Here is a 24,673-nt window from a genome sequence, read left to right on the forward strand (position 1 = left end):
TCGGATCCTATTTCTATTCAACAGAACCGGTTACAGGATCTGGTAGCCGCCGTCGACATAGAGGAGATGGCCGGTGACGTAGTCGGCGTCGTCGGAGGCCAAAAATAGGTACGAGCCCGCGAGTTCGTCGGGTGTTCCCATCCTCCCCATCGGGATCTCGGGGTTGATCTCTTGCTCGTTGAGATCGGGAAGCTCCGCATCGGGGAGGATGAATCCGTCATCGATCTCCCGGTCGAAGTCGGGGTTGCCAGCACCGAAGGTGGTCTCGATGATCCCCGGCGCGACGGCGTTAACCCGGATGTCGTACCGGGCGAGTTCGAGCGCCGCAACGCGGGTGAGCATCATGACCGCTCCCTTCGAGGCGTCGTACATCGAGTGGCCGACCTGTGCGTACTCGGAGCTGATCGAGGCCGTGTTCACGATCGAGCCCGGTTCCTCCCGGTCGAGCATGTCTCGAGCCGCCGCCCGACAGCCGGCGAAGACGCCGCGGACGTTGATCGCGAACACCTGATCGAACGCGTCGGCGTCGGTTTCTACCAGCGATGCCTCACGGTAGATGCCGGCGTTGTTGACCATCACATCGACGCCTCCAAACTCCCTGGCGGCTTCGACGACCGCGCCGACGTCCTCGGGATCGGAGACGTCCGTTTCGATAAACTCCGCTCGGCCGCCGTTATCTTCGACGAGCTCGTGTGTCGGCGCCGACGCGTCGTCTTCCTTGGGCTGTTCGCGGATGTCCGCGACGATCACCGTCGCGTCTGCCTTTCCGAACCGGCGAGCGACTTCGCGGCCGATACCGGACGTTCCGCCGGTCACGATCACGGTCTCGTCGGAGAAGTCATACGTAATCTCTCCCATATCCTACCTGTCGCTACCAGTCACTTAATTATTGCTTCGACCGATCGGAGGACACCCGGACTGACGGCGTCGGGGAACGGCTGCGAATATGAGAGCTGACGCCGACAACTGCGAACTCGAGCCCCGACCCCCGTCTACTCGCTTCGACCACTCGAATTTATGTAAACAGAGACGGGTGTGGAAATCGTGAGTCAGCCTATTGGACGGATCGAAACCGATCTGCTAGAACCGACCGTGAGGACGCGGGTGAGCGCCAGATGACGACTGATGGGAACCGAAACGGAAAAGCGCTCTACACGCCGCCGGAGGGTGCTCCCGGGCCCGGTGCGATGTACCCCCGTGTCGTCTGCTTGGACCACGACGAGTCCGAGGGAGAGACCCTGCTCGCGACCTTCGAACAGTACGAGAGTATCGACAATGATGGCACAGGACAGCCGGTCTTCCCGCTTTACCGCAGTCCTGACGGGGGAGAAACCTGGTCGCGATTCTCCGAAATCCGCGACATGCAAAACGGCTGGGGGCTCCGATATCAACCGACGCTATTCGAACTGCCCGAGTCGATCGGCCCCTGGTCGGCGGGAACGATACTAGCTGCGGGGAACTCCATCCCGGACGACCGATCCCGGACGAAAATCGACGTGTACGCGAGCGAGGATGGCGGCCGAAACTGGTCGTCCGTGAGTACGGTGGCAACCGGTGGCAAAGCCGTTCCTCAAGCCGGTGCGACGCCGGTCTGGGAACCCGAGTTCGCGATCGACGCCGACGGGAACCTCGTCTGTTACTTCGCCGACGAACGCCACCGCGAGGAGGGGTACGCTCAGCTCGTCGGACACCGCGTCTCCCGCGACGGCGGTCGAACGTGGGGCGAGGAGACGTTCGACGTCGCGATCCCCGACGGCGAGCAGCGACCGGGGATGCCCGTCGTGACGACACTCCCCGACGGCGGCTACGCGATGGTCTTCGAGATCGTCGGACCGAAATACGACGGAGGGATCTTCGTCAAGACCTCCCCGGACGGACGGTCGTGGGGAGAGCCGGCCGACATCGGCGCTCCGGTCCGGACGGCGGAGGGTACCAGCTCACGAACGGCCCCTACATCACGTGGACGGCCGCCGGCGGCGACGAGGGGACCGCACTCGTCTCAGGGAAGACGCTGCGCGACCCGGACGGGCGACAGGCCCCCGGAAGCGGCCGGACGCTCCTCGCCACGACCGATCTCTCGGGGTTCGACTCGTGGACGACCGTTTCCGCGCCGCTCGAGTTCGACGACGCGATCGACGTCGGTCACGAGACAGTCGGGTGGACCACGCCGTTACTGCCCTCGCGGGACGATGAACGGCTGCTCCAGTTGACCTCGACGTCGGTCCAGGGCGAACGCTGTGCAATCAGCTACGCGTCCGGCCCGCTGACGCTGTGACGGTCGATCGTTCGGCATCGGAATCCGGGGCGAAACTCAGCCGCACTCCTTGGACCCGAGATCGTCGACGAGCGCGGCGAGGGCCGCCATCCCAACGGGCTGCGCTCCGTACGCGTCCGTGATTCGAAACGTGAACGCGCCGACGCGGCCGTCGCCGACCTCGCGAACGACGGCCGCTGCCGACCGGTTCGCTAGCCAGCCTTCGACGTAGCCGATCGACACGTCGTCATCCGTCGAGATATCGGCGACCACGTCGTAGGGGTAGAGACCTTCTAGTTCCCACCCGGGAACGGTGTCGACGTACTCGGCCAGCGAGGCGTCGTTGCAGTAAAACAGCGACGCCACGAGATTCCAGCTTTCCGTTTCCGGCAAACGACGGTACTCGAAGAACTCCTCGTCCGCCATGTGTCCGCTCTCGTCGGGGAGAAACACGGCGACTCCACCGTCTTCGACGTACGCTCGAACGGCAGAGTCTGGATGGACCACCAGCGCCACGTCGACGGTCTCGTCGAGGCTCGAGACGACCTCGAAGCCGGTCTTGGACAGTCCGTCGGCGAGCCCCTCGGCGTCGGTGTACACCGTCGTATCGCTGTCGGCGCTGGGTTCGGGAACGACGGTGATCGGTTCCCCGTTTGTCGGCGCGCTCGGCACCGAGACCGTCAGTTCGTCGTCGCGGACGCCGTCGACGGACGGGACGTCGACAGTGATGGCGTTTTCGACGCGTTCGACGCCGAAACCGTCAATTTCCACGTCGACGGTGCTCGACTCCCCGAAGATCGACCACTCGAGCGGACCGTCGACGGCGTCGGTGGTGCCGTTGCTGACGACCACGTCGGCGGTCAGCGTCCCGCCCGACGCGACGGCGTGGGCGTCCGGATCGACGCTGACGAGGACGTCACTGTTTATTCGGGCGATGTCGTCGTGGAACGCCTTCTCCTCGCGGCGATAGTCCAGCACCCCGTTGAACTCCCACTCGATGTCGGAGAACTCCGTGAGCACGTATCCGGCGATGTCCTCACGGGTCCGCATCCGTTCGATGACGTCCGCGATCGAGCGGAACTCGCGACGCTGCCACGCGTCGGCCATCGCCGACCAGTCGTCGAAGACGTCCGAGAGGGCCGTCTCCTCGAACCGGTCGTACGCTCCCGCGGGACGCTTGATCGGGTCGTCGAAGAACTCGTAGTCGAACCACGGCGGTTCGCCGCCGTAGTGCTCCTCGATCGCGGGCAGATCGCACATCCCCCACGTCCCGAACTCGGAGACGATCTGTGGCGCGTCCGCCGGATCGGTCTCCGTTGCGCCGTAGTTGTCCGCCGGTGACGACGTCATCGACTCAAGATCGTCCGCCCACGCGGCCGCGCGGTCCGGACTGACGAAGTACCGGTGGTAATCGTTCACGTCGGTCGCCACGTGAGCCCAGCCGGAGTTGTCGCAGACGAGCCGCGTGGGATCCCACTCCCGGGCTGATTCGTAGAGATCCGCGAGGTACCGCTGTTTCGCTTCGTCCACCCACAGCGACGTCTCGTCCTCGAGTCCCTGGGGGTTTCCGATCCCCCACTCCTCGTTGTACAGGCTCCAGACAATCACACTGGGTCGGTTGTAGTCCCGGTCGATCATACCGCGGATCTGTTCGCGGACCTCCCGCCTCGAGCGGTCGGTGTGCACCGTCGGATTCGCGGGCTCCTCCCAGACGAGGATTCCGAGTCGATCCGCGAGTTCCAGGAAGTCCGGATGGGCCGGCTTGATGTGCTTGCGGAGCAGGTTGAACCCGAGTTCCTTCGCCGTGCAAATCTCGGACTCGAAGAGATCGGCGTCGAACGGCCGGTACAGCGTCTCCGGGTAGTACCCCTGATCGAGCGCGCCCCGCACGTAGAACGGGTCTCCGTTCAGGTACAGGCGGCCGTCGCGAGACTCGACGCTCCGCATCCCGAAGTAGTCCTCGTACCGATCGACGACCGTGCCGTCGCGCGACAGTTCCACGACGATGTCGTACAGCACCGGGGTCTGCGGCGTCCAGTACTCGGGGTCGCCGATGGCCAGCACCGCGGTTCCCGCCCCCGCGTCTACGTCGACGGTCGATCTCGTGACCGACTCACCGTCCCGCTCGACCATCACGGCGGCGGTCAGGTCGGTCGCACTCGCGGGCGTCGCGTCGAGATCGATCCGTACCGTGTCGTCGTCGAGATCCGGCGTCGCGCGAACGCCGTCGACGTGCCACTTCGGGACGGTCGTTACCGTGACGTCCTGCCAGATCCCGCTGATGCGCTGATACCACGGCGCGCCCTGCTTTCCGTGGGGGATCTCGCTTACGTCTTCGGGATCGGTCACTGCGACGACGATCACGTCCTCGCCGTCAGTCACCGCATCCGTGATATCTATCTCGAAAGGGAGATAGCCGCCGCGATGCTCCCCGACCCGCTCGCCGTTCACCCACACCGTCGCCTCGTAGTCGACGGCGCCGAATCGGAGGAGCGTGCGGTCGTCTCCGGACCGTGGGAGGGCGGTATGACGGCGGTACCACGCGGTCCCGGTGTACTCGCGATACTCGTCGCGCTCTTGCCAAGCGTGGGGGACGTCAACGGTGCAACGGCGATCGGGCCAGGTCGCGTCCGGAGCGTACCAGTTACCGGAGCGTCCGTCGGACGCCGGGTCGGTAACGAACTCCCACGGTCCGTTTAGTGTTCTCGTTTCTCGGTAACTCTCTGTCATTGATGATCTATGTACTTACTATCGAACTGGCTGCGGGTGAGTATCCGACGTTCAGGCGGACAGTTCGTCCACCGGGACGCCTCCGTGTCATAGCCTATCACCCACGGTAATCGTTTGCACCACGGTCATATATCTCTTCCTCCGACAGCCGTACAGAGAAGCCGCGATATCGCGATCGGACGAGGTTCACAGTACTTCCTCGAAGCTGATGGGACAGCGGATCGAACGGTCTGCATCCACAACGATTTATTGGACGCCCCTCGTTGCGAGGGATATGACGGCGATACGCGACCAGAAACTGACGCGTCTAGACGAGTACATGGCCGAACAGGAGTTGACCGAATTGTGGTTCCTCAGGCCGGAGAACTTCGCGTGGCTCACCGGCGGGAACTCGACCGTCGACCGTGCGGCGGACGTCGGCGTCGCCGCGCTCGGCTACGACGGCGACGCGGTGCGCGCGCTCACGTCGAACAACGAGGCGGAGCGGTTCCGTGAGGAGGAACTCCCGTCGGCAGTGCCCGTCGAGACGTTCGACTGGCACGAGTCCTCGCTCGGCGAGGCAGTGGCGCGTGCGAGCACCGATCGAGCCGGCACGGACGTTCCGACGGTACCGGGCCTCGAGCCGATAGACATCTCCCAACTGCGGCTTCCGCTTACCGAGCATGACCAGCAGACACTCGAGCGGGCCGGCCGAGCCACCGCCGACGCGGTCGAAACGGTCGCACGGGAGGTGTCTCCGGACGATACCGAACGTACCGCGGCGGGACGGCTTCGCGACGAACTCTGGCAGCGGGGCCTCGAGTCGCCCGTCGTCCTCGTCGGCGGCGCCGAGCGCTCCCAGCGCCATCGACACTTCACGCCGACGGACAAGCCGCTGGGCGACTACGCGCTGCTCACCGTCGTCGCGGTCGAACGCGGCGTCAACATCGCCGTCACGCGGACCGTCGACTTCGACGCCCCCTCGTGGCTGCGCGAGCGCCACGACGACGCGAGCCGTGTCGCGGCGACGGCGATGGCGGCGACGCAGGACGCTGCGACGGCCGACGACGGCACCGCCGGCGACGTCTTCGCAGAGATTGAGCGAGCGTACGCAGCCGTCAGTTGGGAGGGCGAATGGCAGCAACACCATCAGGGCGGTGCCATCGGGTTCGAGAGTCGGGAATGGACCGCGACACCGTCGGCCGACGCGCCCGTCGAAACGCCCGCGCCGTACGCCTGGAACCCGACGGTACAGGGGGCGAAGACGGAGGATACCGTCCTGATTTCGCCGACCGACGTCGACGTGGTCACCGATACCGGCTCGTGGCCCACCGCGGAGTACGCGGCCGTCGATGCCGATCTGCGCCTCGAGTTACCGACGCCGCTCACCAGATAGACCGCGACGCTCGTGGTTCGGATTCAATGCGCCTCCGAACGACTGATTCGTTCGAGAGGTGTGTGAAAATGCTGGGAGCGTCAGTTCAGTTCGAGCAGATACTTGGCGGTCGCAGCCAGCAGGTCGTCGACTATCTCGTCTCGCTCGAGTATCATGTCCTCCACGTTACGCGCGCAGAGCAACCGTGAAAAGTAGCGAGGTGAAGTCTGTGCGGGTGCCAGTTACCCGGTCGTGCCGGTCCCCTGAACTTGGACGGCACGGACGATCTCTCCCTGGAAGAAGAGATAGACGATGAACAGCGGAAGCGACGCCAGCACCGTCACGGCCATGTGCAGACCAGGCGTCGTGATGTTCCCTTGGTAGAGGTTCACCAGTCCAATGGGAAGCGTGTACGCCGACTCATCGGAGAGGACGATGAGCGGCCAGAGGAACGCGTTCCAGTTGTAGACGAACATGAACAGCGCGAGCGAGGCGAGGATGGGCCTGGCCAGCGGCAGGATGATACGGTAGTAGATTTGGAACGTCGAGAACCCATCGAGGCGCGCGGCCTCCTCGTACTCGTCAGGGATGTCCCGGAAGAACTGGTACAGGAGGAAGACGCCGAGCGGACTCGCAACCGCTGGCAGAATCACCCCCCAGTAGGAGTTCACTAGGCCGAGATCGGCAACGACCGTGTACAGCGGGACGATGTTCATGTAGTACGGCACCATGAAACTCGCGAGGATAACGCCCATCACGATAGATTGGCCGGGCCAGTCGAGTCGCGTGAGCGAGAACGCGATCATCGAGTCGACAACGAGGATGATGATCGTTGCCCCACCGGCAATAACAAACGTGTTAATAGTCCACTGGACGAACAGCGACTCCGTCAGGAGGTACTGGTAGTGCTCGAGCGTGATTTCCGGCGGGATCCAGTGCGGTTTCGGGTCCATCAGGTACTTCCGCGGCTGGAACGACCGTGAGATCGTATAGAGGTACGGGATCGCCATGAGGAGGGCGACACCGTACAGCACCACGTGGGTGCCCAGCGAGCGAAGCGAAACGTCGTCGAGTCGACTCGTCTGTTGTGTCGTGGAATCAGTCATTGGTACCGATCACCTTGAAGTTGATAATCGCGATGAGTACGAGTATCATGACAAGAACGTAGCCGATTGCAGCTCCGTAGCCGTATTGATGTTGGGAGAAGGCGCTCCGGTAGAGGTAGTACACCAGCGTGTCCGTCGAACCTCTCGGACCGCCCGTGGTCAACACGAACGGCTGCGCGAATACTTGGAACTGGAGAATGAACTGAATGATGACGACGAAGAGAATGGAGTTGCGCATCTGCGGGAGCGTGACGTCTTTGAATGCACGCCACGTGCTCGCGCCGTCGAGTCTGGCGGCTTCATAGAGGCGTTCCGGAACGCTCTGTCGAGCCGCGAGAAAGATCACGAAGTTGAATCCGACCAGCCACCAGACGGTCATGAATGCGAGCGCCGGCATCGCTAATTCCGTAGACGTCAGCCAGCCGGGTGGGTCCGACATAACGTATCCGAGATAGTGGTTGATCAGCCCATAGCTCTCGGAGTAGACCTCCGACCAGATGAGCGTGACAACCGCGACGGTTAGGATATACGGGCTGAAGTAAATCGCCCGGAGGACACGTTTGCCCTTGACGTTCTTGTTAACGCCGAGTGCCAATCCCAGCCCAACGATGACGAGCAGCGGGACCGAGAGTGCGACAAAGTATATCGTCCCTTTCATCGCATCCCAGAAGACGGGGTCGTTGAACAGTTCGATGTAGTTGTCGAGTCCGATGAATTCGGACTCGGAAGGGACGAACGGGTCCCAGTTGTGAAGGCTCATGTAGAAGCCCTTCAGCGCCGGCCACACGAGGAACACCGAGAATACCGCCAGATACGGAATCGACCACCCGATTCCTTCGACCGTTTCCTTCCGGATACCGAATACGGTCTGCTGAGCGCGCTCGTTTCACTGCTCGTGAAACGGTTTCGTATTCCCATCTGTCAGTTACTCCTCAAGGCCGTTACTGATCTCCGAGACGCCGTCGTCGAGTGCCTCTTGGGGGCTCCCGTAGTTGTGACCCCACATGTCGAGCAGCCACTGGTACCAACTCTCCGAGTTGGGGTCGCCGTTTGGCACCTTCGGGTGATAGAAGTACATGTCGTCTTCCGCCATCTCGAGGTACTTACTGAGGGTTTTGTCGTAGAACGACGCGTTTTGAAACACGTCGGACTCCCTGATGTCCGCGGCGGCGGGAAGGTGACCGGCTCGAGCACCCCACTCTGGGTTTTCAGTCGTCAACCAGTGGGCAACCTCCGCTGCGATTTCGGACTTTTCATCGCTACGGTTCTGGTTCCCGGGTAACACAATCGTGTGACCGTCCGCCCAGACCTGATCCTGGGTCTTATTGGGAGCGATGGTCGGCTTGAAGAAGCCCCAATCGATGTCCGACTCCTCGAGGGTGGCCACGTACCACGTACCGTTCATCGTCATGCCCAGATTTCCGTTCTCAAAGGCGTTTGCACCCCAGTCCGCTTCAGTTGTCTGGGAGGACCACTCCATATCACCGGTCATGTCCCAGAACAGTTCGGAGGTCTCTTGGCCCGCTTGGCCGTCGAACGTCGGATTCCAATCGCTGTCGAAAAGCTCTCCGCCCTGTTGCTTGACGAGAGTGCTCCACGTTCGCCACGAGCCGAAGCCGTCATTGTAGGGAGTCTGGCTGAACGCCGATTTATCGGTTTCTTCGGCGATGGCGTTCCCTGCGGCTTGGAACTCCTCCCAGTTCGTCGGCGGGGACTCAGGGTCGAGGCCTGCTTCCTCAAAGATACCCTTATTGTAGTACATCCCGACCGGGTGCAAGTCCATCGGAAGCGCTCGCGTCTCATCTTCGACCGACACGAGGTCCCAGTGGTTATCGAGGTAATCGCCTTCGATTTCCTCGGTATCGATGTAGTTGTCCATCGGCACGATCGTGTCGTCCCACGCACGCAGATACGCTGCATGCATAACCGCTAGATCAGGCCCGCTACCGCCCGCAAGAGTAGTGTATAGGTTATTGTAGTACTGATCCCACGGCGTTCGCTGCCGGTCTATTTTCACCTCCTCGTCCACGTCAAGCGGCTGTTCGTCATTGAACTTTTGAACGATGTCCTCCATCACGGGGCCTTCGCCACCGCTGAACAGTTCCCAGAATGAAATGGTGTAGCCGCTAGAGCCCCCGGTACAGCCGGCGAGCGAGACGGCGCCTGTAGCACCAACGCTTTGGATGAATCTACGACGCGATTTCGTCGATATTCGATCACGAGTCATGTTTGTTCCCATTAGTCATGCTCAACTGCATCATGATAAATATTCGGGGTTGGAGGCAATCACGCCCGTGACGTCTACAATTACCCGAATAGGAACAGGTTCCTCTGAATTAGTATGGAAATCTCGATATTCACACCATCGCCAATGAGTGCGAGTCCAGTAACGAGCGTATCTCAGTTTCGTCGAAGTACTGCAGAATTCGTCGCTCTGCTGGCTGTACTGGATCCCATATAGACGGCCCACGACCCGACGTATCGAATCTAGTCGCCAAGCTCAGTTCTTGAAAAGAGTGACCTATCCAAAGGGTTATTATACGTTGATAGTAACCTTGTACCATGAGTCGTGTTAGTATTGAGGACGTATCGAAGCTCTACGACGGAAGTAGCGACGGAAAAGACACAATCGTGGCCGTCGACGAAGTTAATTTCGACATCAAAGACGGCGAATTTCTCACCATCGTCGGGCCGTCTGGATCGGGCAAGTCGACACTACTGCGGATGGTCGCGGGCCTCGAAGACATCAGCAAGGGACAGATTCGTATCGGTGACCGCGTCGTCAACAACATTCAACCCCAAGACCGAGGGGTCGCCATGGTGTTCCAGAACTACGCGCTGTACCCACACATGACAACTCGGAAGAATATGGCCTACGGGCTAAAGCTGACGTCGGACCTCAATGACGACGAGGTCCAGCAGCGAGTCGAGGACGCTGCCGAGATGATGGGCATCGAAGACCAACTCGACAAGAAACCTGGGAGCCTCTCCGGTGGCCAGCAACAGCGGGTTGCCACCGGCCGCGCTATCGTCCGCGATCCAGAAGTGTTCCTCATGGACGAGCCACTGTCGAATCTGGACGCGAAACTTCGCGCGCATATGCGGACGGAGATCCAACGCATTCACGAGGACCTCGGAACCACGTTCATCTACGTGACCCACGACCAAGAAGAAGCGATGACGATGTCCGATCGCGTCGCCATCCTCGATCAGGGGAAAGTCCAACAGATCGGGACGCCCGACCAAATCTATAATGAACCCCAGAATCTCTTCGTCGCCGACTTCGTTGGCAGCCCTGCAATGAACCCGTTCGACGTCGAACTTGACGGAACGACGCTAATTGGAGCCGACTTCGAATACGAGCTGTCCGAGGAGTACGCCGAGCGAGTACGGGAACAGATCGCGGATGGGGAGTCTCTCGTGCTCGGGATTCGGCCTGAAGATATTCACCTCACGGACTCCTCAGCCTGGAACGCCATCGAGGCTTTCCTTGACGTGCTAGAACCCGTGGGATCAGACAACTACCTCTACCTCGAGATGAAGGGGGTCGAGGAATGCCGGGTTCGGGTTCCCGGCGACGTGAAACCCGAGGAAAACGACTCGCTGACAATCTCCTTCGACGAGGACGACATCCACCTCTTTCGACAATCCAACGGCCGGAACATTCTGGCAGAGGAACGCGAGAAACAGGAAGTCACCGCGTGAGTTAGCTGTTGGCGCAGTAGTTCGGTAGCGACGAAGTCTGGCCGCAGTGCTGGCGAGGTGATGAAATCAAGTTCTCGGACGATCGGCTGCCTGTTACAGTATGTCGCCTCGAGCTACTGTCGATAAACGTGGTGTGCAGCGGCGTCTAGGCGACCAGTGATTGGCTATCAGTTGCCCAGTCAGCCTGCGTTCTCAGAGTTTGTTCAACTTCAGCGGACACTCCGCGTACTGAATCTCACAGAGGTCCTCGTTCATCGCGGTCGAGGTCATCTGGAGGAGGTGTTTGCCGTTCGCGGATGGGAGAATCGGCGTCGTCCATCCGGCGAAGATCCGGCCGCCGAGTTCGCTCTCCGTCTCGAAGGACAGCGATGCCTTGACCGGCGTCCAGTTGCCGCTCCCGTCAAGGTTCGTGTTGGCGAGGACAACCTCGCCGTTGCCGTCGGCCAAATTCCGGTTCCCGTCGACCAGTTGTTTGCCGGAAACGAGAATCGTCCCGTCGGGTCCACCTCTTGGCGTCCACGTGATGTACGGGCCGTTGATGAAGCGCCGCCCGTCATCGGTGACGACCTGTTGCCCGAGGTCCGTCGGGTCGCCCCAGTCGCGGCCGTCGGGCGACGTCTTGACTCTCACCTCGCCGTTCACGTTATCGGAGCCGACGACCTCGTAGACGGCCATATAAGTGCCGTTCGGTAGTTCGACGACGACCGGCATGCCGGGCCGGTCTGCACCGTTTGGAATTGCAGTCACGAACTCCTCGTCGCCCCACGTCTGGCCGCCATCGCTCGACGCCTTGAGGCCGACGAGTTGGTTGTAGTCGTCGTCGTCCGCCTGTCGTTCGTCGGCGAAGTAGCAGACGAGATTTCCATCCGCGTCTAGCTGTAGTTCGGGCTCCCAAACGGGGCTGTTGCCCGCGTGAGGGACTGCAGGGCCGCCGGTGGCGACGGTGCTGACATACTCCCACGACTCTCCGTGGTCGGTGCTCGCGTATAGGTCAATACTCGAATCGCCGAGTTCACCGATTTCGCCGTCCGCGACGTTGTCGGGGTCGTCGAGGATCGGAATAGCGTTCCCGGCGGCGAGGACTGTCCCGGCCGGCCACGGCCCGGTTTCCGCGGGGAGCTCGTACAGCGTCGGCTGGTATCGCAGTCCCCAGTCCTTGCCGCTCTGATCGTGGATTTCCGAGAACTTCGACCACGTCTGGCCGCCGTTCGTGCTCCGATATATCGGGAAGTACGGTTCCGCGCCGCCGCTCATCGATGGGTAGTACTCAAACGTTGCGAGCAGCGTCTCGTTGCCGCCCGGACTGTACTCGAGACGTTCGACACGCGGGTACATCGCACCCGGCGCCGGCGCTCCCTTCGGCGGAGAATAGAGTGTCTCTCCGCTATGCTCGTCGCCCGAATTCAGGTGGGCTTTCGTTACCTGTACAGCGCCGGTCGTGCCGAGACCGACAGCTCCGAGGAGCCCGATTGCTTGCAGGTGCTCTCTACGCGTGCGGTCATCGCCAGTCGTTGATTTCTTCATACATTCGTCACCGCAACACAATCATGAATATTTATACACAATAATCTTTCCCCAAGTGAAACGAAACAGATCGGCCTTCGGTTTACGGCGACCGACGTCGTCTCACGGCGACTCGCGAAGGAACTGCATCGACGGGCCGCCGGTAGGTTCGTCAAGCGTGACGGTCTCACGGACTTGCGCAACCGGCGCAACGATCGTCCTGCTGCACGTGTTTTCGGAGGACGAGTTCGACGACACGGCCCACAAACTGAGTTTGATCCGTCGAAAAAGGACGTCGACGCGGACATAGTCGCCTCGAAGGGGTATGACGATCCACGAACTTATCGAGACGTTTGAGCAGGCTGGTGTCGACTATAGGATTCGCGGTGAAATTGGGAAAACGGACGAGCAACTCGTCAGGGTCGCCGAATCGATAGACGCCGACCGAGTGTTCGTCGGTGGCCGGAGCCGAAGTCCGACTGGGAAAGCGTTCTTCGGGAGCGTTTCGCAAGCAGTGATGCTCTCCTCACCGTGTCCAGTGACGTTCGTCCGCCGCGAACTGGATGCCTGATTGGCAGGCAACGTGATACTCCTCCTTCTCTCTGCGGTGACCAAAACGCTTGCCGGCAGCGGTCCAACCAGCCGACAGTGGGGCGTGCATCGAAGGTTTGCTATGAAATATCAGGTGGTTACCCCTCATGTTCAGCGATGACGGCGACGTGGAACGTGAACAACAAGAACGGGAACACCAGACACACGGTAACGGTGAGAACAGCACTGACGGCGAATAATCCGAGGCTGACGAAGCCGAGGAGTACCGTGTCGAACGGGTGAGTGGCGGTCCACGAGTACCCACTCGTAACCGCGTCGTATACCGAGTCGCCTTCCGCTAAGCGGACGAACGCTACGACGAGAACAGCGCCAAGGTGGGCGGTCAAGTAGCTCGCTATGACCGCAAGGGTGCCCGTCTGCACAGCTCCCGTCTGAAGGTACTGGGTGGCGTAGCCGACGGTAACGGCAGCAAAGACGACGAACACGCCGCTAAGGAGCATCGAGTTATGCCAATGCTGTGAGAGAGCGGAGACGACTGCTTCGCGGTCGATGTGCCCGTCCTCGCGGAGCGTCAGCACGGCAGTGTAGGCGGCAAGCGTCGCCGGCCCAATAGTTATAATTGGGAGCGATGCGACGACCCAGAGAAGGCTGACAGCGACCATCGTAACACCGTTGTTGTACGCGGATTTGAACGCAACGCCGACCCCGTGGTGGACCGAACGGATGTCGTCTGACGTGTTCATTGTCGCACCCATGAAGTGGACAGTCGCGTCGCTGCGCAACAGGTGGTATCAGTCGTACCGCCCCCTACAACTCGAGCCGCTGACTGACCACCCAGCTGGCAGTTACTCGACTGCTGTCGGTCGGTCCAGTGGCTCGATCGATTCGCCATTCCGTCAGAACCCCATCGAGCGTGCATTTTGTACTATACTCTGGTTGGCCGTAATGAGTGTTACCGTCCCGTCGGAATTCACTCGATCGTGTAGTAGCCGAAGTCTTCCTCGGGAGTCAGCTCGTCGCTGACGTCCTAGTCAGTCCGAAAGTACGGGAGGGACTCGCTCAGATGGTGGTTCGATTCCTCCCGTTGGAGCGGTTCGCAGCGCACGGAAGATACCACCGGGACCGAGCGTGTCACCGACAGCTTGTTTCACGCCGTACGTTTTGGGGCTGCGAATCTCGTTCTCGAACGGTTCTTCTCCGCCGACGTTGATCGTGTTGAGAACGTAGTCGGCATCCTCTAAGGCCTCCGTCTGTCCGTCGTCGTGTGGATCTCTCCGGGAGATCGTGATAGTTGATAATCGCCTCTCCCACCGTTGCAGTTCGCGACAGTCGGTGAGAATCGATATCCATCAACGTGACCGTACTGTCTCATAGACTGTCGAACGAGAAGATATCCGTCAGCAGGTTCTTCGCAAAAACGACACTTCTGGCTCCAATAAAGGTCACGTTTGTCATCATTCAAAAAGTACGGTCGGGATGAGTTATACTGTTGGACCAACTGGGTTCGAACGGTCCCGCTCAGTCCCCGTTGCCGTACGACCGCTGTCGCTCACACTTCAACGACCGTGTTGACGAGTTCGCCGATCCCGTCAATCGCGATGCGCACTTCGTCATCCGGCTGGAGCGTGAATCCGTCGTCCGGGACGAGCGACGTTCCGGTGAGCAGAACACCGTTCCCTGGAACCGCATTGTGGTCGCGCCAGCACTCGACCAGTTCCTCACATGAGCGGTCCATCTTCCCCGTCGAGGTTTCACCGTCGTAGAGTGTCTCCCCGTCGCGGCTGATCTCCATCGTCATCGTCAGTTCGTGGGGATTGCCGACGCTGTTGGCCGACGCGACGCAGGGGCCGATCGAACAGCACTTGTCGTACACCTTCGCCTGCGGAAGGTACAGTGGGTTCTCGCCCTCGATCGAACGGCTGCTCATGTCGTTGCCGATCGTGTAGCCGACGATTTCGCCGTCGTAGAGGACGATCCCTAGCTCCGGTTCCGGGACGTCCCACGCTGAGTCCGCACGGATGCCGACCGGTTCGTCGGGACCGACAGTCCGACTCGGCGTCGCCTTGAAAAAGATCTCCGGCCGCTCGGCCTCGTAGACATCTAGGTACATTTCCGGCATCCCGCTCTCGGCCTCGCGGGCTTCCTCGCTGATCTCGTAGGTGACGCCGGCCGCCCAGACCTCGTCGGGGACCATCGGAAGAGCGCTGTCGCGTAGCGCCTCGCGCTCAACGGACGGTGCGTCGGCCATGAGCGACTCTCCTAGCTCGTCCACGCTCTCGTCCGCGACGTTTGCCGCGGCGGCGAGGTCTGCAAAGGTATCGAGTCGGGGTTTGACTGCCGTGAGATCGTAGACAGCGTCACCGTCATCGGCGACCAATCTATACCCGTCTCCGCTGGGAAGTCGATGATACCGCATAACCAGACAAAATAACTTAATGGTAATAAAGGTCCCGTCCGTGGCGGACTATCAGCCCGTCCGCCCACAGCCGCCTGATGAATCTGGACGAAGTCATCGTCGCCTGCCCCACCTACCGATATCACGGACCGCGCCATCGACGCCGTCAGTATGGGTTCCATCCCACTATCGCGTCCCCACTGATCCACGGGTTTACGGGTTAGCGATCAGTCGGACGGGCGACGGAACCGACTCCATCTCCACATCGAACCGCAGAGGGTCGCTCCGTGAGTGTGACGTCGGTTTACGCCTCATCGAACATTTCAGCACCGTCAGCCAGATGCTCCTCGACGGCGTCGAAGTCGAGCGTCAGGCCCAGCCCCGGCTTCTCCGGCACTTCTGCGTACCCCTCGTGGATGATGTCTTCCTCGACGAGATCCGACCACCAGCCCAGTTCGTAGGAGTGGTACTCGACGGCCAGCGAGTTCGGAATCGCCGCGCCGACGTGGATACTGGCCATCGTCCCGATCGGCGAGGAGACGTTGTGCATCGCGACCGGCACATAGTACATGTCCGCGAGATCCGCGATCTTCCGCGTCTGGCGCATCCCACCGACGCGAGGCACGTCCGGCGCGACGATATCAACCGCCTGCTCCTCGAGGAGGCGGCGGTTGCCGTGATTGCGGTAGACGTTCTCGCCGACGGTGATCGGCGTCGAGGTGCGCTTGGTGACTTCGGCCTGGACGTCGTGGTTCTCCGGCGGGATTGGGTCCTCGAGCCACCAGACGTCGTAGTCCTCTAAGCGCTCGGCGAGGCGGTGTGCGCTGCCGGAACTGAACGACCAGTGACAGTCGAAGGCGACGTCGGCGCGGTCGCCGATGCGTTCGGTGACCTTCTCGACGATTTCGGCCTTGTGTTCGATCTCGGGGCCCCGGAGGTGGCGGTTCGCGCGGTCTTTCTCGTGACCGCTGGGGACGTCGAGGTCGAACTTCAGTGCGTCGTAGCCGAGGTCCTCGACGACGCGTTCTGCCTCGTCGGCACACGCGTCCGGGTCAGCCTCCTCCTCGGTGTGGCAGTCGCAGTACATCCGCATTTCGTCGCGGTACTTGCCACCGATGAGCTGGTAGGCCGGCACGTCCAGAATCTTGCCGGCGACGTCGTGGAGTGCGAGCTCGATCCCGGAAATCGCGGAAATCGCTTTCCCGGCGATCGAGCCCTCACCGGAGAGCTTCTGGACGAGGTGTTCGTAAAGTCGGTCGATGTCGAGCGGGTTCTCGCCCTCGAGGAAGGGTGCCATCCGCTCGATGATCTCCTGTTCGCCGGCTCCCCAGTAGGACTCGCCGTTCCCAACGAGACCCGCGTCAGTGTAGACACGGACCAACGTCCACGGATAGTTGCCGTCGACGATGGTCGTCTGGACGTCCGTAATCTCGACATCGCGCGGCCCGCGAGAGCTGGAAACCCCCATCGTCTCCGCGGAGAGGTCGCGCATCGTATACTCTGCGTTCGGGTCGGACAGCTGTCTGTAGTCCATCGACAGTCGTGAATGACGGCAGATACTACTAAAACTTCCGTCTGCAATAATACTACTGTCCGAGAATGTCCCTCGTCGGCCTTGAGTGGGGTGAACCGGTCGGCGAAGGGGACTCGCCGGTATCACGGAAACAGTCGGACACAGCGAGCGCTCGACACTCTGTGCACGCGCATCGAGGGTCGGAACGCTGAATATTGGTACCAGAGGCGGAGAGACTACGAATAATTATGCTCGAGTTCGATGACGTTTGCGGTGCCGAGCACGGCGTCGGGAAGTTCCTCGTAGAACCGTTCCTCACTGATACGGTGGACCGGGCAGGCAACGCTAATGGCACCGATACTCCGTTCCTCGCCATCCGTAATAGGGGCGGAGACACAGCAGAGGCCAGCGAGACGCTCCTCGTTGTCGACCGAGTACTTTCGCTCCCGAATCTGGTCGAGTTCGTCGAACAGCTGGTCACGGTCCGTAATTGTCTTGTCTGTCCTCCCGGGCATCCCATGCTTGTCGAGTATTTCGGAGACTTCGTCGCGGGGGCGGAAGGCCAGTATCGACTTTCCGAGTCCCGTACAGTGAAGTCTAACCTGCTTTCCCTCGTGCGTATCTAGCTCGACGGCATTCTGGCCCTTCGATTGGTAGAGGTAGATTCCCATCCCGTTTTCTCGACGAGAAGGTTTGCCAACTCACCGGTTTCGTCGGCGAGTTTGTCGACTTCGGGCCGAGCGGTTTCGTAAATTTCGGTTCGATTTCGGGCGTACGCGCCGAGCCCGAGAAAGGAAAGGCCGATCTGATACTTGTCGCCTTCCTTGACGAGATACTCTCTGTTGACGAGCGTATTCAGGTGATTGTGGACCGCGCTTTTGCCGATATCGACCTGCTCAGCGATTTCAGAGACGCCGGCACCGTCGAGTTTCTGGATTATTTCGACGATCTCCATCGCCCTGTCGACCGTCCGAACCGGATGTTTTGGGTCTCCCATACCACACCTCTAATTCGAAATCATATAGCTTTTGTTCTGTTTGAAGTCTTTTGCGTTCTGCAAGAGAGTTCTACTCTCCGCTATCACGGAACGCACCCGTAGTTGTCCGCCTCATTGAGAGAAACAACGCGTCGTTCCCTCGTAGCGAATAGATATCTGGGTATACTAAATCCGATTCTGTGATAGAGAACACAAGCGGTGCTATAGTTATTACAATTGTATGGTTGTAAATACGCGGTCCGTTGGAGCGTTCGATCTCGTCGTACCGAAGCACACACAGAGGAGTAACAGAGATACGGCGAACAATCGGAACGAGACGGTCCAGGAACTACGGAGGAGTGTCACTCATTCAGCGATTACAGAGATACAAGGAGAACAATGTTCTCTAAAATAGAACCCGATAGCTATGAATAGGCGGTAGTGTCACCACGACAGCAAAGCCGGTACCCCGGTAGCAGGCGATAACGGTTCGTACTCTCTGCGAGCGACGATGGCTTCTCTCGTTTCAATAGCGAGAGAACGGACGAGTTTGGCAGTGAGAACTGCCTACATAAACCATCAGACAGTGATACGACGCTCGGTAGTAGCTATTGTTCCGAATTCTCGTTCTAGAGAGGTGAAACGGCGAGGACCGACTCCACGAATTGATCGCCGGCCGACAGACCGGGTGAGCAAACGGTACGCCACGGGTGGCGTCTATCACATCGGTGTGAAGTCCTCAGCAGTCCAGCGTGCCGTATCTCTCGACAACCTTTATTAGTAGATGGCTGATATGAGCAGCCGGGAAACACACTCATGAGTTCACACGGAGGGCCCGGAGACACGGTGACGCTCGCGGACGTCGAAGTCGACGACGAATTTTGGTCGCCGCGACGGGAGCGAAACAGGAAGGTGACGATCGAATACCAGTACGAACAACTCGAGGAGTCCGGCACGCTCGAGAACTTTCGGCGCGTCGCAGCCGGAGAGTCCGGCGGCTTTCAGGGGATGTGGTTTCAGGACTCGGACGCCTACAAGTGGATCGAAGCGGCCTCATACGTGCTCGCTCAGCGCGATGATCCGGAACTCGAGGAGAACGTCGACGCGGTGATTTCGCTGATCGCCGATGCACAGGGGGCAGACGGCTACGTGAACACCTACTTCTCGCTGGTCGAGCCCGAGAATCGGTGGACGAACCTCCACATGATGCATGAACTCTACTGTGCCGGGCATCTGATCGAATCCGCAGTCGCCCACTACAGAGCGACGGGAAAGGAGACGCTGCTCGACGTGGCGATTGACTTCGCGGATCTCGTCGACGATGTCTTCGGCGACGAGATCCAGGGGGTCCCCGGCCACGAGGAGATCGAACTGGCGCTCGTGAAGCTCTACCGGGTTACCGGCACGACTCGATATCTCGACCTCGCGAAATACTTCATCGATCTCCGCGGGACGGACGATCGATTGGCGTGGGAAATAGACAATCCGGAGACGCTCGGCGGCGGCGAGTACGAGGACGGTGCCATCATTCCCGACGCACGGAGCGTCTTCACCCACGAAGACGGAACGTACGACGGGCGGTACGCTCAGGCCCACGAGCCGCTCCGAGACCAGGAGACCGTCGACGGCCACTCCGTCAGGGCGATGTACCTGTTCGCGGCGGCGACGGACCTCGCCATTGAGACGAGTGAGTCCGAGTTGATCGAGGCCATAGAGCGCCTCTGGACGAACATGACCACCAAGCGGATGTACGTCACCGGCGGGATCGGCCCCGAAGAAGCACACGAGGGGTTCACGACGAACTACGATCTCAGAAACGACGCCTATGCCGAGACCTGCGCCGCGATCGGAAGCGTCTACTGGAATCAGCGGCTGTTCGAACTCACCGGCGAGGCGAAGTACGCCGATCTCATCGAGCGAACGCTATACAATGGCTTCCTCGCCGGTGTCTCGCTCGACGGGACCGAGTTCTTCTACGAAAATCCCTTAGAGAGCGACGGCGACCATCACCGAAAGGGATGGTTCACCTGCGCGTGCTGCCCGCCGAACGCGGCCCGTCTCCTCGCGTCGCTGGGCGAATACATCTACAGCCAGCGGGAGTCAGAACTCTACGTCAATCAGTACGTCAGCAGCACCGTCACGACGACGGTCGGCGACGCGACCGTCAAACTGTCACAGGATAGTTCCCTCCCCTGGTCCGGCGGGGTGGCCATCGACGTTGACGCCGACGGAGCGTCGGTGCCGCTTCGCCTTCGAATTCCCGAGTGGACCGAATCGACGACGGTGACGGTAAACGGCGAGCCGCTCGAGGCTTCCGTCCCATCGGAGGGCTACCTCGAGCTAGAACGGGAGTGGACCGATGATCGGATCGAGTTGACCGTTGACCAGACGGTCACGCAACTGGAAGCACATCCGGACGTAGCTGCCGACGCCGGCCGCGTCGCCCTCAAACGCGGCCCGCTCGTCTACTGCCTCGAGGCGGTCGACAACGATCGGCCGCTCCATCAGTACGAGGACCCGTCTTCGGCGGTTTCGACGGAGTATCGACCGGACCTGCTCGAGGGGGCCACGGTCATCGAGGGAGAGGCGAGCGTGCCAGATCGGGAGGGCTGGGACGACGAACTGTATCGCCCAGCGAGCGAGACAGCTCGGGAACGGACCGAGTTCACCGCGGTGCCGTACTACGCGTGGGACAACCGCGATCCCGGATCAATGCGGGTCTGGATACGGTCGTAGCGCTGCGGTCTCGGTACCCACGGCGACGATGGAGGGGAGGACGGTGGTGAAACGTTACCGACCGATGGACCAGCGGGCCGTCACCGACTGATGGTCCGACAGCCATCCTCACCCGTTCCGGGTAATTCGCTCGACGAACGCGTCCGGGAGATCGTTTATCTCGCCGGCCTGTACCTTCCAGAGGTTCGCGTAGAGACCGTCCGCCTCAAGCAACGCGTTGTGGCTCCCTCGCTCGACGATCTCACCGTCGTCGAGGACGAGGATGGTATCGGCATCGCGAACGGTCGACAGTCTGTGGGCGATGACGAACGTCGTTCTGTCAGCGGTGATTTCCTCGAGCGAGCGCTGAATGAGCATCTCTGTCTCGGTGTCGACGTCGCTGGTTGCCTCGTCTAACACGAGGATCTCCGGATTCGAGAGGATGATGCGCGCAAGCGCGATTCGCTGGCGTTGCCCGCCGGAGAGCTTGACGCCCTCCTCGCCGACCTCGGTGTCGTACCCGTCCGGAAGTTCCGTGATGAATGCGTGGGCCTGTGCGGCCGTAGCGGCCGCGACGACCTCCTCGTCGGTCGCATCGAAAGTCCCGTACGCGATGTTCTCCCTGACTGTGCCGCCAAAGAGGTAGTTTTCCTGACTGACGTAGCCAATCGTGTCCCGGAGACTCGACAGCGTCACGTCGCAGACGTCGTGGCCATCGATCCTGACCTCACCCTCGTCGGTCTCGTACATCCGCATGAGGAGTCGGACCACTGTGGACTTGCCCGCACCAGTAGGGCCGACGAACGCGACCGTCTCGCCTGGATCGACCTCGAACGAGACGTCCTCGAGGACGTACTCCTCGTCGGGATCGTAGCCGAAACTCACGTCGTCGTACTCGACGCGACCGTCGACGTCGGACAGCGCCGTCGCGTCGTCTACGTCCTCGATGGCGACGGGCATGTCCATGAGGCCGACGACGCGTTTGCCAGACGCACGCGCGTTTTCGTACTGCTCGATGATTCTCGCGATCTGCTTGAGCGGGCCGGTAAACCGCTGACTCATGAACAGGAAGGTGACGAGCGAGCCGACGGTGAGCGTTCCGCTGAACAGTGGCGGCGGCCCGACAACGACCCAGTAGCCGCCGATGATGAACGTCGCTGCGAACGACACGTTTGTGATGAAGTTGCTCCCCGGGTGGTACGCCGTGTTGAGCTTGATCCGTTGCCAGTTCGTATCGAAGTAGCGGTAGGACACGTCGCCGACGCGGTCGGATTCGTAGGACTCCGTCGTCATCGTCTTAATGAGGTGGATCCCTCCGAGATTGTTCTCGAGGCGGGTGTTCATGCTGCCGACGCTCGATCTGATCCGGTCGTAGATCGGCTCGACCCGGCGCATGAACCACAGCGTGAACGCGGTGAGCAAGGGGACCGCTCCCAGCGTCACGATCGCAAGCTGCCAGTTCAGGTAGACGAGAATAGCGGTGATGCCGACGAGTACCGTCCCGATCCGAACCGCTCTAGTGAGAGCGTCGTCGAAGAACTGCTCGAAGTTGGAAATGTCGTTGTTCAGGATGCTCATGAGTTCGCCCTTCTCGTGGCCGTCGAAAAAGCGAACGTCCAGTTGTTGCATCTTGTCGTACGTCGACGTGCGAACGACGTGCATCAGGTGGTGCGAAAAATAGTCGACGGAGAGCATCCGCACTGTCGCCAGCAGCGCCGTGAGTACGTAACACCCAAAGATGATCCCGAACGAGAACCAGAGCTGTCCCTCCGTCGTCGCCGGAACGATCCCGTCCGAAACGAGCGGCAGTTCGTACGCCGTCGTCTGGTTGAACACGGCGTCGATGGCGACACCGAGAACGAACGGCGGGATCAGCGACGCCATCCGTTCGAACAATCCGGCGAGCAGCCCGAGCGAGAACCAGCGGCGACGGCTTCGACTGAACCGGGCAAAGAGACGGACCAGCGGCCACTCGACTGCGTCACGGTACTCCTCTAATCGATGGTCTCTCTTGGACACTGTCTCAGCAAGTGTCGAACCCGGTCGTTCAAATAGGTTGGTACTCCGTGGCGACTGCGTTCATCCGATGACATCGCTGTGACTGTCTCTCGTCGAGGCCGATTCCGCTCGTCGTCAGATAGAGGGGTCCTCGAGAGAACCACGTGACGGCCGGTCGAGTTGGGCCGCTTCATCGGCTCCGACGCGTCGATCGTCGGTCCGGCCGTCTCGATTCACTAAGCGAATCGGTGACATAAACCGAGACACTTATACTATCCTATCAGAAAGGGGATTGTGGATGGCTGACGCACATATTACAGTTCATACTGCAGCGGGTATCGACCGCATCGAACCCGAAGTACACGGTCACTTCTCCGAACACCTTGGGCGGTGTATCTACGATGGCGTCTGGCAAAGCGACAGCGCGGACGAGGACGGGTTCCGGGAAGACGTCGTCTCACTCCTGTCCGACCTCGAGGTTCCCGTTCTTCGCTGGCCCGGCGGCTGTTTCGCCGACGACTATCATTGGGAAGACGGCGTCGGCCCACAGGAGGAGCGACCGCGACGTCGGAACCTCTTCTGGGCGCAGGGGACCGAAGAACTCCCCGAAGAGTCCAACGCCTTCGGCACCGACGAGTTCCTGGAACTGTGTGAACGCATCGGTACGGAACCGTACCTCGCAGCCAACGTCGGCTCGGGCGATCCACAGGAAGCCGCCGACTGGGTCGAGTACTGCAACTACGACGGCGACACCGAACTCGCGGATCGTCGACGGGAGAACGGACACGAGGAGCCCTACGGCGTCAAATACTGGGGGCTCGGCAACGAGAACTGGGGCTGTGGCGGCCAGATGACTCCCGAGCAGTACGCCCGGAAGTACCGCCAGTTCGCGACCTACGTCGGGACCATGGATAACCTGATGCTCGATCACGAGATCGAGCGCATCGCCTGTGGCTTCGAGGGCCACGAGTGGAACCGCCGCTTCCTCGAAGAGGTCAACGGCTCGGCGTGGGGCGCGGAGTTCCCGCTCGACCACCTCACGCTGCATCACTACTACGGGCGGACGATGAACGTTTCCGAGGCGGACGAGGACCAGTACGACCAGCTCCTCGTCGAAGCGCTCGAGATGGAAGACCACATCGAGCGAATGGCCGCGGCGATCAACGCGGTGGCGACGACTCGCGACATCGGCGTCATCATCGACGAGTGGGGCACTTGGCATCCCGAAGCGACGGCCGACAACGGGCTTGAACAGCCGGGGACCGTCCTCGACGCCCTCTCCGCAGCAGCCGTCCTCGACATCTTCAACGACCACAGCGACGTCGTGACGATGACGAACATCGCACAGACGGTCAACGTCTTGCAGTGTCTCGTCGAGACCGACGGGGACGACGCCTGGGCGCGTCCGACCTACCGTGTCTTCGACATGTACGCGCCGCACAAGGGTAGCGAGGCCGTTCAGACATCGGTCGAAGCACCAACGCGCGAACTCACCGATGATGACCGCGAACTGCCGCTCGTTGGCGCGTCTGCGTCGGTCGACGACGACGAGGCCTACGTTACCGTCACGAACCTCGACTGCCGTGAGACGCACACGATCGACGTCAACCTCGAGGGCATGTCGCTCGAAGCCGATGACGTCGACGCCGAACTCCTGTTCGAGGACCACGACCCTGCAGTGGAAGCCGACGCCGACAACGCGGCGGAGTTCACCGCTGAGGACCTCGACGTCTCGATCGACAACGGATCTCTGATAGCAGAACTTCCAGCGTCGACGGTGGCCGGAATTTCGATCGAGTAAGCTGCCACCAACCGGTACCGTAACGGTTCTCCAGCGATCGTCGAGTGATGCCTTTCGTAGTTGACTCGAGT

The 24,673-nt window shown here is 60.8% G+C and carries 17 protein-coding genes and 1 pseudogene; 6 read left to right on the forward strand and 12 right to left on the reverse strand.

Annotated features, from left to right (window positions below):
• Positions 1-30: 30 nt before the first annotated feature.
• Positions 31-858, reverse strand: a complete 828-nt coding sequence (locus tag K6I40_RS03225; protein ID WP_222912821.1) for an SDR family oxidoreductase — start codon at positions 856-858, stop codon at positions 31-33.
• A 257-nt stretch (positions 859-1,115) separates the two neighbouring features.
• On the opposite strand from K6I40_RS03225, the gene K6I40_RS03230 reads away from it, so the two are divergent.
• Positions 1,116-2,210: an exo-alpha-sialidase gene (locus K6I40_RS03230; protein ID WP_255681362.1), complete on the forward strand. Its 1,095-nt coding sequence runs from the start codon at positions 1,116-1,118 to the stop codon at positions 2,208-2,210.
• A gap of 101 nt (positions 2,211-2,311) precedes the next feature.
• On the opposite strand, the gene K6I40_RS03235 is transcribed toward K6I40_RS03230, so the two are convergent.
• Positions 2,312-4,984 carry a sugar-binding domain-containing protein gene (locus K6I40_RS03235; protein ID WP_222912822.1) on the reverse strand — a complete coding sequence of 891 codons (2,673 nt, stop codon included), beginning with the start codon at positions 4,982-4,984 and terminating at the stop codon, positions 2,312-2,314.
• Between the two features lie 274 nt (positions 4,985-5,258).
• Between K6I40_RS03235 and K6I40_RS03240 the strand changes: the two genes are divergently transcribed.
• A complete protein-coding gene (locus K6I40_RS03240) occupies positions 5,259-6,359 on the forward strand; it encodes a M24 family metallopeptidase (protein ID WP_222912823.1) in 1,101 nt (366 codons plus the stop codon).
• Between the two features lie 221 nt (positions 6,360-6,580).
• Here the strand turns inward: K6I40_RS03240 and K6I40_RS03245 are convergent, their stop codons facing one another.
• The 3 genes from K6I40_RS03245 to K6I40_RS03255 form a co-directional block, all read right to left on the reverse strand.
• Positions 6,581-7,444, reverse strand: a complete 864-nt coding sequence (locus tag K6I40_RS03245) for a carbohydrate ABC transporter permease (protein ID WP_222912824.1) — start codon at positions 7,442-7,444, stop codon at positions 6,581-6,583.
• The gene (locus K6I40_RS03250) at positions 7,437-8,240 is read right to left on the reverse strand and encodes a sugar ABC transporter permease (RefSeq protein WP_255681363.1); all 804 of its coding nucleotides are present in this window, start codon (positions 8,238-8,240) and stop codon (positions 7,437-7,439) included. The genes K6I40_RS03245 and K6I40_RS03250 overlap by 8 nt, the downstream gene beginning before the upstream one ends.
• A gap of 129 nt (positions 8,241-8,369) precedes the next feature.
• On the reverse strand, positions 8,370-9,671 hold the full coding sequence (locus K6I40_RS03255; protein ID WP_222913643.1) for an extracellular solute-binding protein: 1,302 nt from the start codon (positions 9,669-9,671) through the stop codon (positions 8,370-8,372).
• Positions 9,672-10,006: 335 nt separating this feature from the next.
• Here K6I40_RS03255 and ugpC point away from each other — a divergent pair, with 335 nt between their 5' ends.
• Positions 10,007-11,149, forward strand: coding sequence for a sn-glycerol-3-phosphate ABC transporter ATP-binding protein UgpC (gene ugpC, locus K6I40_RS03260; protein WP_222912825.1), 1,143 nt, complete (start codon positions 10,007-10,009; stop codon positions 11,147-11,149).
• A 192-nt stretch (positions 11,150-11,341) separates the two neighbouring features.
• Here ugpC and K6I40_RS03265 read toward each other — a convergent pair whose 3' ends face one another.
• Complete coding sequence (locus K6I40_RS03265) at positions 11,342-12,673, reverse strand: sialidase family protein (RefSeq protein WP_222912826.1); 1,332 nt, start codon at positions 12,671-12,673, stop codon at positions 11,342-11,344.
• Positions 12,674-12,977: 304 nt separating this feature from the next.
• On the opposite strand from K6I40_RS03265, the gene K6I40_RS03270 reads away from it, so the two are divergent.
• Positions 12,978-13,223 (forward strand): universal stress protein, encoded by a 246-nt coding sequence (locus K6I40_RS03270; protein WP_222912827.1) that lies wholly within the window; start codon positions 12,978-12,980, stop codon positions 13,221-13,223.
• 118 nt (positions 13,224-13,341) lie between these two features.
• On the opposite strand, the gene K6I40_RS03275 is transcribed toward K6I40_RS03270, so the two are convergent.
• The 5 genes and pseudogenes from K6I40_RS03275 to K6I40_RS03295 form a co-directional block, all read right to left on the reverse strand.
• Positions 13,342-13,947 carry a DUF624 domain-containing protein gene (locus K6I40_RS03275; protein ID WP_255681365.1) on the reverse strand — a complete coding sequence of 202 codons (606 nt, stop codon included), beginning with the start codon at positions 13,945-13,947 and terminating at the stop codon, positions 13,342-13,344.
• A gap of 288 nt (positions 13,948-14,235) precedes the next feature.
• The gene (locus K6I40_RS28850; protein ID WP_345779370.1) at positions 14,236-14,550 is read right to left on the reverse strand and encodes a hypothetical protein; all 315 of its coding nucleotides are present in this window, start codon (positions 14,548-14,550) and stop codon (positions 14,236-14,238) included.
• A 203-nt stretch (positions 14,551-14,753) separates the two neighbouring features.
• Positions 14,754-15,620, reverse strand: a complete 867-nt coding sequence (locus K6I40_RS03285) for a fumarylacetoacetate hydrolase family protein (protein ID WP_222912829.1) — start codon at positions 15,618-15,620, stop codon at positions 14,754-14,756.
• A 283-nt stretch (positions 15,621-15,903) separates the two neighbouring features.
• A complete protein-coding gene (locus tag K6I40_RS03290) occupies positions 15,904-17,139 on the reverse strand; it encodes a mandelate racemase/muconate lactonizing enzyme family protein (protein ID WP_305082481.1) in 1,236 nt (411 codons plus the stop codon).
• A 209-nt stretch (positions 17,140-17,348) separates the two neighbouring features.
• Positions 17,349-18,109, reverse strand: a pseudogene (locus tag K6I40_RS03295) (IclR family transcriptional regulator).
• 795 nt (positions 18,110-18,904) lie between these two features.
• Between K6I40_RS03295 and K6I40_RS03300 the strand changes: the two are divergent.
• Positions 18,905-20,824 (forward strand): beta-L-arabinofuranosidase domain-containing protein, encoded by a 1,920-nt coding sequence (locus tag K6I40_RS03300; RefSeq protein ID WP_222912831.1) that lies wholly within the window; start codon positions 18,905-18,907, stop codon positions 20,822-20,824.
• A 108-nt stretch (positions 20,825-20,932) separates the two neighbouring features.
• Here K6I40_RS03300 and K6I40_RS03305 read toward each other — a convergent pair whose 3' ends face one another.
• Positions 20,933-22,822, reverse strand: coding sequence for an ABC transporter ATP-binding protein (locus K6I40_RS03305; RefSeq protein ID WP_222912832.1), 1,890 nt, complete (start codon positions 22,820-22,822; stop codon positions 20,933-20,935).
• A 277-nt stretch (positions 22,823-23,099) separates the two neighbouring features.
• Between K6I40_RS03305 and K6I40_RS03310 the strand changes: the two genes are divergently transcribed.
• Positions 23,100-24,602, forward strand: a complete 1,503-nt coding sequence (locus K6I40_RS03310; RefSeq protein WP_222912833.1) for an alpha-L-arabinofuranosidase C-terminal domain-containing protein — start codon at positions 23,100-23,102, stop codon at positions 24,600-24,602.
• Positions 24,603-24,673 lie beyond the last annotated feature (71 nt).

It is taken from the genome of Natrinema sp. SYSU A 869, assembly GCF_019879105.1.
Lineage (GTDB): Archaea > Halobacteriota > Halobacteria > Halobacteriales > Natrialbaceae > Natrinema.